9 protein-coding genes are annotated in these 10,362 nt (G+C 67.1%); 2 read left to right on the forward strand and 7 right to left on the reverse strand.

Annotated elements, in window-relative coordinates; translation table 11 throughout:
• The first annotated feature begins 141 nt into the window (after positions 1-141).
• Positions 142-1,530: an MFS transporter gene (locus RF641_RS14935; protein WP_424573521.1), complete on the forward strand. Its 1,389-nt coding sequence runs from the start codon at positions 142-144 to the stop codon at positions 1,528-1,530.
• A gap of 15 nt (positions 1,531-1,545) precedes the next feature.
• On the forward strand, positions 1,546-1,962 hold the full coding sequence (locus tag RF641_RS14940; protein ID WP_113608117.1) for a DUF1801 domain-containing protein: 417 nt from the start codon (positions 1,546-1,548) through the stop codon (positions 1,960-1,962).
• Here the strand turns inward: RF641_RS14940 and RF641_RS14945 are convergent.
• The 7 genes from RF641_RS14945 to glyA all read right to left on the reverse strand — a co-directional run.
• Complete coding sequence (locus RF641_RS14945) at positions 1,959-3,068, reverse strand: hypothetical protein (RefSeq protein ID WP_424573522.1); 1,110 nt, start codon at positions 3,066-3,068, stop codon at positions 1,959-1,961. The two genes, RF641_RS14940 and RF641_RS14945, sit on opposite strands and share 4 nt — an antisense overlap.
• Before the next feature lie 73 nt (positions 3,069-3,141).
• On the reverse strand, positions 3,142-4,002 hold the full coding sequence (purU, locus tag RF641_RS14950; protein ID WP_047120388.1) for a formyltetrahydrofolate deformylase: 861 nt from the start codon (positions 4,000-4,002) through the stop codon (positions 3,142-3,144).
• A 339-nt stretch (positions 4,003-4,341) separates the two neighbouring features.
• Positions 4,342-4,953, reverse strand: coding sequence for a sarcosine oxidase subunit gamma (locus RF641_RS14955; protein ID WP_047120389.1), 612 nt, complete (start codon positions 4,951-4,953; stop codon positions 4,342-4,344).
• A complete protein-coding gene (locus tag RF641_RS14960) occupies positions 4,946-7,849 on the reverse strand; it encodes a sarcosine oxidase subunit alpha (protein WP_424573523.1) in 2,904 nt (967 codons plus the stop codon). The genes RF641_RS14955 and RF641_RS14960 overlap by 8 nt, the downstream gene beginning before the upstream one ends.
• Positions 7,846-8,142, reverse strand: coding sequence for a sarcosine oxidase subunit delta (locus RF641_RS14965; protein WP_047120391.1), 297 nt, complete (start codon positions 8,140-8,142; stop codon positions 7,846-7,848). Before RF641_RS14965 ends, RF641_RS14960 begins: the two co-directional genes overlap by 4 nt.
• A gap of 11 nt (positions 8,143-8,153) precedes the next feature.
• A complete protein-coding gene (locus tag RF641_RS14970; RefSeq protein WP_047120392.1) occupies positions 8,154-9,371 on the reverse strand; it encodes a sarcosine oxidase subunit beta family protein in 1,218 nt (405 codons plus the stop codon).
• Positions 9,372-9,373: 2 nt separating this feature from the next.
• Positions 9,374-10,362, reverse strand: a 989-nt coding sequence (gene glyA, locus RF641_RS14975; RefSeq protein WP_424573524.1) for a serine hydroxymethyltransferase, incomplete at its 5' end; no start/stop codon positions are given.

The following is a 10,362-nucleotide window of genomic DNA, read 5'->3' on the forward strand; positions in this document are numbered from 1 at the left end:
CGTACAGGTCAGCACAGGATCAGACAGGTTGCGGCAACCGTTGGAGCAGGCAGGGATTCGCGCAGCGCCTGCTGACTCTGTGGGTGGGTGTCCGTATCCTTTTCACTACCGATATACGCTGCACCGACCCGAGGAATCGACATGAGCGAGATCCCGCAGGGAAGCGATGTTCATGATTCGAACCCGCAGGTTCCGGAGCATGGAATGCGCTCATTCCTGCATATCCTGATCAATACCGCCGTGGCCAACCTGACCACGAGCTACCTGTGGTTCGCGCTGACCTTCTGGGTGTACCTGGAAACCGAGAACGTCATGGCCACCGGCATCATCGGCGGCGCCTTCATGCTGCTGATTGCGCTGTTCTCCATGGTTTTCGGCACCATCGTGGACCAGCACCGCAAGAAAATCGTATTCGTCTTTTCCGCCGCCGTGACCGCGGTGATGTTCACGCTGGCGGGGCTGCTCTACCTGTGGCTGCCCACCGAGCGAATCCTGGACATCGGCGGCTGGGAATTCTGGCTGTTCTGCATCGTGATCCTGCTCGGCGCCATCGTGGAGCAGATGCGGGGCATCGCGTTGTCCACCACGGTGACGCTGCTGATCCCGGTGGAACGGCACGCGAACGCCAACGGCCTGGTCGGCACCGTGCAGGGGCTGGCGTTCATCGTCACCAGCGTGTTCTCCGGGCTGTCGATCGGCCTGCTGGGCATGGGCTGGACGCTGGTCATCTCCATCGCGCTGGTGGTGCTGACGATGCTGCATCTGGTCACCATCTCCATCCCTGAGGACAAGCCGCAGGCCGACCCCGAGGTTTCGGGCGGGAAGACCGCGCACCTGCGGCTGGGCTTCACCACGGTGATGGCGATCCCGGGGCTACTGGCGCTGATCATCTTCTCGATGTTCAACAACCTGATCGGCGGCATCTACATGGCGCTGATGGATCCCTACGGGCTGACCGTGATGTCGGTGGAGGCCTGGGGCATCACCTTCGGTCTGGCCTCGACCGGCTTCATCGTCGGCGGCGCGCTGGTGGCGAAGTTCGGCTTGGGCAGGAATCCGATCCGCACGCTGCTGATCCTGGTCGCCTGCATGGGCTTCCTGGGCGCGGTCTTCACGGTGCGCGAATGGGTATGGCTGTATATCGCGGGCATCTGGCTGTACATGTGCCTGATTCCTGCCTGCGAGGCGGCCGAGCAGACAGTGATCCAGAAGGTCGTGCCGTTCCGGCGGCAGGGCCGCGTGTTCGGCTTCGCCCAGATGATGGAGGCTTCCGCGGCCCCGATCACCGCATTCCTGGTCGCCCCGCTGGCCCAGTACCTGATCATCCCGTTCATGAAAAGCGCCGAGGGCGACGCCGCCTTCGGCTGGCTGGTCGGGCAGGGGCAGGCGCGCGGGATCGCGCTGATCTTCCTGGTCGGCGGCCTGGTCATGATCCTGGCCGCGCTGCTGGCCATGACCACCGGGCAGTACCGCAAGCTGTCCGCCATCTTCCTTTCGGACGAGCCGACGCCGGCCGCCGAAGCCAGCTAGAACCAGGAGCCCGCCATGGCCAGTGCACCCAAGACCCAGCCCACCGATGCCAGCGTCGAGGAGTTCCTCGCCGCCGCCACCCCGGCCAAACGCCGGACCGACGGCGAGCAGCTGGCCCGGATCTTCGCCGAAACCACCGGGGCCGACCCGGTGATGTGGGGGCCGTCGATCGTGGGCTACGGCCAGTACCGGTATGTCTCCCCCGCCAATGCGCGCACCACCGGCATCTGGCCCAAAACCGGATTCTCGCCGCGCAAAACGGCGCTGTCCATCTACGGGCTCAAGGACCTGCCCGCAGGCGCAGCGCTGCTCCCGGAACTCGGCACGTATACCGAGGGAGCAGGCTGCGTCTACGTGAAGAAGCTGGATGACGTCGACGAGTCGGTGCTGCGCAGGCTCATCGCGATTGCGTTTTCACGCGGGGATGACTAGACGGCTTCCTCGAAGAAGGCTTCCACCTCGCTGATGCCGGCGGAGACCACCGGGACCAGGCGTTCGTCGATGCTGTAGGTTTCCCCGTCGCGCTGCAGCAGGCCGAAACCTGCCAGCGAGGCCATTGCCTCGGTGGCCTCTGGCAGCACCGAGTCGTAGATCTTCGCGCCGACATTGCGGCGCAGGCCTTCCAGGTCCCCGTCGCGTCCGGTGGACGCGGTGACCAGCAGGTTGCGCACCACCAGGTAGTGGGCTTCGTCGCGCAGGCTGGTGTCCATGGTCGGGTTCAGGTGCGCCTGCACGCAGGCGACGGCCATCTCGAAGAGCAGCTGGGCGCTGTCGGCCTGCTCGCCGTCCAGGAATTCGGCGAAGGCTTCCTCGTCGCGCACGATGCTGGTTTCGGTGGTGGTCACCACGGACATCATCGCCGCGTTCCAGATGTAGTTGAAGCGCAGCGGGGCCGGGGCGTCGGCTTCCACGGACTGCGCGTCGATGCCCATGGCCTCGAAGACCTGGGCCCGCGAGGAGCTGGCGGAATCGGTGAAGTCGTTGGTCGCGATGCCGTCGCCGATGGCCACCGCGAAGTTCTTCACGGCGTCGAAGAGCGGGGTGGCGCGCAGCAGGGCGCAGATTTCCGCATCGCCTTCAGCGAAGCCGTCCAGGGCGTCTTCCAGCATCTCGCGCACTTCCTCGAGATTCTCCGCGCCGCCCTGCCACAGGCTGGTGTCCTCGGCGAAGCTGAAGAAGTCCAGCCAGGTGGAGAAGATCGGCTCGGGCGCCACGTTGTCCGGCAGGTTGACCAGGAAGTCGGCCAGGGCCTGGCCGAAGAGCTCCGGGTCCAGGTCGAACAGGTTGGAGCTGCGCGCGGTTTCGGCGTACTCCCCGCCGATGGTGCGGATGACGTCCAACTGGATCTCCGCGGCCTGGGCTGCGTCCGCCGGGGAGAAGGCAGGAACCTGGGCGGCGACCCAGGCGACGTACTGGCCGCGCAGCGCGTCAACCGACAGCTCGGCCTGGATCTTGTGCACGCTGCGGCCGCGCTGGGCCGCCTTGGCAGGGTTTCCTGCGCCGGAGTTCTTTTTGCCTTGACGCTTCTTGCTGGCCATGAGCCGTCCTTCGCTTATGTGGAGGTTTGCCATTAAGCCTACGGGCAACGGCTGGCCTCCTGCGACCCGGATGCTAGCGCAGCACCACGGTGCGGTTGCCGTAGAGGAACACGCGCCCTTCGCAGTGCCAGCGCACCGCGTTGGACAGCGCCTTGCATTCCGAGTCGCGGCCGGCGGCCACCAGGTCCTGCGGGCCGTAGGTGTGGTCCACCTCCACCACCTGCTGGGCGATGATCGGGCCCTCGTCGAGTTCCGAATTCACGTAGTGCGCGGTGGCGCCCACCGTTTTCACGCCGCGTTCCCACGCCTGGTGGTAAGGCTTGGCGCCCTTGAAGGATGGCAGGAACGAATGGTGGATGTTGATGGTCTTTCCGGTCAGCTCGCTGGCCAAGTGGTCGGAGAGCACCTGCATGTAGCGGGCCAGCACCACCAGCTCGGCGCCGGTCTGATCGATCAGTTCAAGCAGCGCGGCCTCGGCCCGCGGCTTGGTGTCCTTGCTGATCGGGATGTGGTGGAAGCCGATTCCGTACCATTCCACCAGCGAGCGGTGGTCCGGGTGGTTGGAAGCAACCCCGACCACCTCGATGGGCAGGTCCCCCGAGTGCATGCGGAAAAGCAGGTCCTGCAGGCAGTGCTCGAACTTGGAGACCATGATCAGCACCTTGGTCTTCTGGCCGCGCTCGCGCAGCTGCCAGTCCATGTCGAATTTCGCGGCGACCTCGGAGAACTCGCTGCGCAGGGCGTCCAACAGATCCGGGGCGGAGTCGCCGGCGAAATCCACGCGCAGGAACAGGCGTCCGGCGCTCATGTCGTCGTACTGCTTGAGCTCCACGATGGTGCGCTGGTGCCGGACCAGGAAACCGGTCACCGCGTGCACGATGCCGATGCCTTCAGGGCACTGAAGGGTCAAGACGTGCCGAACCTGTTCGCTCATGATCCACTTCCATTCAGGTGTCTGGGGCGGAACACGCACTCGGGGCGTGCTCCGCGAAAAAGTTTGTGTCTGGTTTCTTCGCCCGGGGTGCTCCCAGGCTACTCCCCCTCGGCGGGCTGAACCGGTGAAGCCCCGGTGCCCGGCGGGAACCATCAACCCGCCGGGCAGGGACCGCTCAACGCTCCGCCGCCGGACCTCCCAATGCGGCGGCGAGGCGCAGCCCATCCCGGCTGAGCAACGCCGGCGCCGGTCGCCACCGACCGGTTCCCGGCACTGGACGTGGCGGGAACCGGTCGGGCCGCAAACCAGCCAGCGCCCGGAATGGAGGACTACGCCGCGCTAGGCGACCGGCTCCGAGGCGAATTCGCTCATCGCGTCGATCAGCCAGTGCACGGTGTGCTCGGTGAACGAGGCGCGCGGCAGGATGTACCAGGACTGCTCGCCGGTGCGCCACAGCAGCACCGGGATGTTCGCCAGCGTGGTGGTGATGGCGCGGTTGACGCCGAAGGCGCGCGGGTGCAGGTCCGCCGGGCAGCTCTTGCGCAGCACCAGCGGCGCGGCCGGTCCGGACAGTTCAAGCACACTGCGGTTGGCCGACAGGTCGACCACCTGGCCGGGCTCGTCCCCCAGCGCCGCAACCAGCTCTGCGGCAAGTTCCGCGCCTTCCGGCGCGATGGCCAGGAACTCGTCCGGTCCGAGCCAGAGCACCGCGGTGCCCTCCACGGAGCCTGCGACCTCCCCGACCTGCTGAGGCAGCCCGGTGCCGACGGCTTCTGCCAGCGCGGCGAATCCGCCGCTGCCAGGCACCGCGCGCACGCCGACCTGGGTGGCGAAGGCGATTTCCCGCAGCTGGACCGTGCCGGCGGTGGAGCCCTGGGCCATGGCTTCGGCCAGGTGCTCGGCCGGGGAACGGCGCACGGAGGTTGATTCAATCAGGGTGTTGCTAGCCATCGCGGCGGCTCCCTTCCGGGTCGAAAAGTACGAGATCGGAGACGAGGACATCGACCAGCTGGCCGTTGACCGGGGTCTTGAGCACTTCGCCGATGCGGCTGCGCCCGTTCTTAATCAGTGCCAGGCCGAAGGTGCGGCCCAGCGCCGGCGAGTTGTAGGAGCTGGTGACCCAGCCTTCCATCGGGGTGCAGCCCTCGGTTTCCACCGCGCCGTCGGCGACCAGAGCGGCGCCCTCGGCCAGCCGCAGCGCGGTGTCCACCGGCAGCACGGAGACCAGGTGCTTGCGATCCTCGCGCAGATTGTCTTCCCGCGAGAAGGAGCGCTTGCCCACGAAGTCCTTGAACTTGGAGACCACCCATTCCATGCCGGCGTCCTGCGGGGTCACCGTGCCGTCGGTGTCCTGGCCGACGATGATGAATCCCTTTTCGGCGCGCAGCACGTGCATGGTTTCGGTGCCGTACGGCGTGATGTTGAATTCCTGCCCGGCGGCGTACACGTCTTCCCAGACGCGCAGGCCGTGCCAGGACGGGATCGCGATCTCGTAGGCCAGTTCGCCGGAGAAGGAGATGCGGCTGATGCGCGCCTCGATGCCCGAATCCAGGGTCACGTCCTGGAAGGACATGAACTTGAACGCGTCGTTGGAGACGTCCAGCCCGGTCACCAGCTTGGCCACCACATCGCGCGACCGCGGACCGACCACCGCCACGGTGGCCAGCTGCTCGGTCACCGAGGTGCAGGTGACATCCAGCTCCGGCCATTCGGTCTGCAGCCATTCCTCCAGCCAGTCCAGCACGCCGGCGGCGCCGCCGGTGGTGGTGTGCATCAGGAAGCGGTCCTCGGCCAGGCGCAGGGTCACGCCGTCGTCGAAGACCATGCCGTCGGCCTTGCACATCACGCCGTAGCGGGCCATGCCGACCTTCAGCTTGGTGTAGCCGTTGGTGTAGATGCGGTTCAGGAACTCGGCTGCATCCGCGCCGCGGATCTCGATCTTGCCCAGAGTGGTGGCGTCGAGCATGCCCACCGACTCGCGCACCGCTGCGCATTCGCGGTAGACCGCCGCGTCCATGTCTTCCCCGTCCTGCGGGAAGTACCAGGCGCGCTTCCACTGGCCCACGTCCTCGAACTTCGCGCCCTGCGCCAGGTGCCAGGAGTGCATCGGGGTGATGCGCGCCGGGTCCAGCAGCTCACCGCGGGTCCGGCCGGCCAGGGCGGCGAAGGCGACCGGGGTGTACGGGGCGCGGAAGGTGGTGGTGCCGATCTCGGCCGGGTTCTCGATGCCCAGCACCGCGGCGATCACGCCGATGGCCGCGACGCCAGAGGTCTTGCCTTGGTCATTGGCGGTGGAGATCGAGGTGTACCGCTTGATATGCTCCACCGATTCCAGGCCTGCGCCGGTGGCACGCAGCACGTCGGAGACGGTCTGGTCGCGCTGCAGGTCGACGAAGTGGGTGGTGTAGTTCGTTGCCTGGTCGCCGTTCAGCGAGGGCACCAGCCAAACCGGGCGGGTTTCCCCGGCCGGCACCGGCAGCGCCTGCGGCACCTGGGCGATGCGCTCGAAGCCCGCGGCGGTGGCCGCCGCGGCCCCCACCGCGGCGCCGGTGGACAGCGCGCTGGCGGTGTCGAACAGGCCGGTCAGCGCGCCGGCCAGGTGCTGGTTGGCCACTGCCGCGTCAGGGACGAAGGCGTGGATCGAGGTGTCCCACACCAGCTTGCCCTGGCGCTGTGAGTGCAGGTGCACCACCGGGTTGAAGCCGCCGGCCACTGCCAGCACGTCGGCCTCGAAGCGCTGCGGCTCGCCCAGGTCGCGGTCCTCGCCCAGCTCGGCGACGATCACTGCCGACAGTTCGCCTGACTCGTTGGCTTCGGTGTCCACGACGACGGAGCCAGTGATGACACGAACCCCGGCGCCCACTGCTTCCGCCGCCGCGGCGGACACCGTGGTACGGGCATCGATGACGGCGACTACTCCACCGCTGGCGGCGAGGTCCGCAACCAGCGGGTAGGCGGAGTCGTTGGTGGTAGCCACGACGATCTGCGCCCCGGCGCGCACGCCGTAGCGGTTCAGGTAGCTGCGCACGGCGCCGGCGAGCATGATGCCCGGGCGGTCGTTGTTCTCGAACACGATCGGGCGCTCGTGGGCGCCGGTGGCCAGCACCACCTGGTTGGCGCGGATGTGCCAGATGCGTTCACGCGAGACGCCGGCGCCGGAAGGCCTATCCAGGTGCACGGTGCGACGCTGCACGGCGACCACGTAGTTCGCGTCGTAGGAGCCGAGCACTGTGGTGCGCTGCAGGTGGGTGGTTTCCTCGGCCGCTGCCAGCTCGGCGACGGTCGCATCGATCCACGCTGCGGCATCCTGGCCGTCGATCTGCTCGCCGGCGGCATCGCGCAGCGAGCCTCCGGCTTCGGCGCGCTCATCCAGCAGCAGCACACGGGCCCCGGAGCGGGACGCCTCGCGGGCGGCGGCCAGGCCGGCAGGGCCGGCGCCTACCACCAGCACATCGGTGTGCACGTGCACGTGGTCGTAGTAGGCCGGATCGGTGCTCGGGTCCAGCACGCCCAGGCCGCGCAGCAGCGTGGCGCTCAGGTTGGCGGTCACCGGAACGGTGGTGGCGGCGAGCATCGACTCGTTGATGTCCTGCTCGTGGCGGGCCTCCACGGTCACCAGGGCGTTGGGCTCCTCGACGCCGGCGGAGAAGATACCGCGCGGGCGGTCCAGGTACATCGAGTTGCCGCAGGCGCGCTGGCCGTTGGCGAGCATGGCGCTGGCTACGGTGTCGCCACGGAAGGCTTCCAGCTGCTTTCCGTCGACCGTCAGGACCAGGGCTTCTCCGCGGTCGATCCGGGCGGCCGGGGACTGCTCGGCCGGCAGCCGGTAGGACGTGTTCTGGCTCATCGGGATCCTCCCTGGGTGTTCAGTTCCGGACGCGGTTCCCCGGCCCGGTAGACGGCCTTGAATTCATAGGTTGCGGTATCTCGCAGGGCGTTGAACCACTTGCGGCACCCGCCGGAGTGGACCCAGCGTTCGGCGAAGATCCCCTTGGAGTTCTCGCGGTAGAACAGGTAGCGGGACCATTCCTTGTCGCTCAGGGCGTTCGGGTCCTCGGGGTAGGCCACATGGGCCTGGCCGCCGTAGGAGAATTCGGTTTCGTTGCGCGGCCCGCAGTTCGGGCATTCAATCAGCATCATGGTGGCTGCTCCTAGTGGGCCACGGCTGCTGCGCCGTGTTCGTCGATCAGGTGGCCGGTTTCAAAACGTTCCAGGCTGAACGGTGCGTTCAACGCGTGGGCCTCGTCGTTGGCAATGGTGTGCGCCAGGGTGAAACCGGCGCCCGGGGTTCCCTTGAAGCCGCCGGTACCCCAGCCGCAGTTGACGTAGAGGTTCTGGATCGGCGTCTTGGAAATGATTGGCGAGGCGTCCATGGTGGTGTCCACGATGCCGCCCCAGGTGCGCAGCACGTGCGCCCGGGCGAAGATCGGGAACAGCTCCACCGCGGCGGCCATCTGTTCCTCGATCACGTGGAACGCGCCGCGCTGGCCGTAGCCGTTGTAGCTGTCGATGCCCGCGCCCATGACCAGTTCGCCCTTGTGGGCCTGGGAGACGTAGACGTGGATGTGGTTGGACATGACCACCGTCGGGTGGACCGGTTCGAACAGCTCGGAGACCAGGGCCTGCAGCGGGTGGGACTGGATGGGCAGTTCGAAGCCCGCCAGTTCCGCCAGCACCGAGGAGTGCCCGGCACCGGCCAGGGCGACCTTGCCGGCGTGGATGGTGCCGCGCGTGGTCTTCACGCCGGTGACCTTCTCGCCGTCCTTCAGGAAGCCGGTGACTTCGCAGTTCTGGATGATGTCCACGCCCATTTCGTTGGCCTTGCGGGCGAAGGCCCAGGCCACGTGGTCGTGCTTGGCGATGCCGGCGCGCGGCTGGTAGGTGGCGCCCATGACCGGGTAGCGGATGTCGTCACCGATGTTGATGATCGGGCAGACTTCCTTGACCTGCTCCGGGGTGAGCCATTCGGCGTCGACTCCGTTGAACTTGTTGGCTTCCACGCGTCGCACCGATTCGCGCACGTCGCCCAGGGTGTGGGCGAGGTTCAGCACGCCGCGCTGGGAGAACAGGAAGTCGTAGTCCAGCTCCTCGGGCAGCTGCTCCCACAGCTTCAGCGACTTCTCGTAGATGCCCGCCGATTCGTCCCAAAGGTAGTTCGAGCGGATGATGGTGGTATTGCGGGCCATGTTCCCGCCGGCCAGCCAGCCCTTTTCCAGGACGGCGACGTTGGTGATGCCGTGGTTCTTGGCCAGGTAGTAGGCGGTGGCCAGGCCGTGGCCGCCGCCGCCAACGATGACGACATCATAGGACTTCTTCGGCTCCGGGTTGGCCCAGAGGAATTCCGGGTGCTCAGGCAGCAAATCAGCCATGGCTATTCTCCGATCTTTTTCAGGTTTGGGTACAGTGGGTGGGCTGCGGCCAGCTCCAGAACCCGGGCCTTCAACTCCGGCAACACCCCGGTGTTGCCTTCGGCCCCGGCAATCAGGGTCTGCGCGATGATCTCCGCGACCTCGGCAAACGCCTCCTCGGAGAACCCGCGGGTCGCCAACGCCGGGGTGCCGATCCGCAACCCGCTGGTAGTCATCGGCGGACGCGGGTCAAACGGCACCGCATTGCGGTTCACCGTGATCTCCACCTGCGCCAGCAGATCCTCGGCCTGCTGCCCATCCAGCTCGCTGTGGCGCAGGTCCACCAGCACCAGGTGCACATCCGTGCCGCCGGTCAACACGCTGATGCCCTTGGCGGCCACATCGGCCTGGGTCAACCGCTGCGCCAAAATCCGCGAACCGGCCAGGGTGCGCTGCTGGCGCTCCTTGAACTCCGGCGACGCGGCGATCTTGAACGCCACCGCCTTGCCCGCGATCACATGCTCCAGCGGGCCGCCCTGCTGGCCAGGGAACACCGCCGAGTTCAGCTTCTTGGCGATCTCCGCATCGTTCGACAGGATGATGCCGCCGCGAGGGCCTGCCAGGGTCTTGTGCGTGGTCGAGGTGACCACATGCGCATGCGGCACCGGCGACGGGTGCAGCCCGGTCGCGACCAGGCCGGCGAAGTGCGCCATGTCCACGAACAGGTACGCACCGACCTTGTCCGCGATTTCGCGGAAGCGGACGAAGTCCAGCTGGCGAGGGTAGGCCGACCAGCCGGCCACGATCATCTTCGGCTGGTGCTCGATGGCCAGGCGCTCGACCTCGTCCATGTCCACCAGGTTCGTCTCCTCGTCCACGCCGTATGGGACGATGTTGAACAGGCGGCCGGAGAAGTTGATCTTCATGCCGTGGGTCAAATGCCCGCCGTGGGCCAGGTTCAAGCCCAGCACGGTATCGCCCGGACGCACCAGCGCGTGGTAAACCGACGCGT

It is taken from the genome of Arthrobacter sp. 'calajunan', assembly GCF_046940185.1.
Lineage (GTDB): Bacteria > Actinomycetota > Actinomycetes > Actinomycetales > Micrococcaceae > Glutamicibacter > Glutamicibacter soli.

Excerpts from the sequence above, each read along its gene's own strand:
- RF641_RS14935 (WP_424573521.1), top strand. The coding sequence starts at position 142 with ATGAGCGAGATCCCGCAGGGAAGCGATGTTCATGATTCGAACCCGCAG.
- RF641_RS14940 (WP_113608117.1), top strand. The coding sequence starts at position 1,546 with ATGGCCAGTGCACCCAAGACCCAGCCCACCGATGCCAGCGTCGAGGAG.
- RF641_RS14945 (WP_424573522.1), bottom strand. The coding sequence starts at position 3,068 with ATGGCCAGCAAGAAGCGTCAAGGCAAAAAGAACTCCGGCGCAGGAAAC.
- purU (WP_047120388.1), bottom strand. The coding sequence starts at position 4,002 with ATGAGCGAACAGGTTCGGCACGTCTTGACCCTTCAGTGCCCTGAAGGC.
- RF641_RS14955 (WP_047120389.1), bottom strand. The coding sequence starts at position 4,953 with ATGGCTAGCAACACCCTGATTGAATCAACCTCCGTGCGCCGTTCCCCG.
- RF641_RS14960 (WP_424573523.1), bottom strand. The coding sequence starts at position 7,849 with ATGAGCCAGAACACGTCCTACCGGCTGCCGGCCGAGCAGTCCCCGGCC.
- RF641_RS14965 (WP_047120391.1), bottom strand. The coding sequence starts at position 8,142 with ATGATGCTGATTGAATGCCCGAACTGCGGGCCGCGCAACGAAACCGAA.
- RF641_RS14970 (WP_047120392.1), bottom strand. The coding sequence starts at position 9,371 with ATGGCTGATTTGCTGCCTGAGCACCCGGAATTCCTCTGGGCCAACCCG.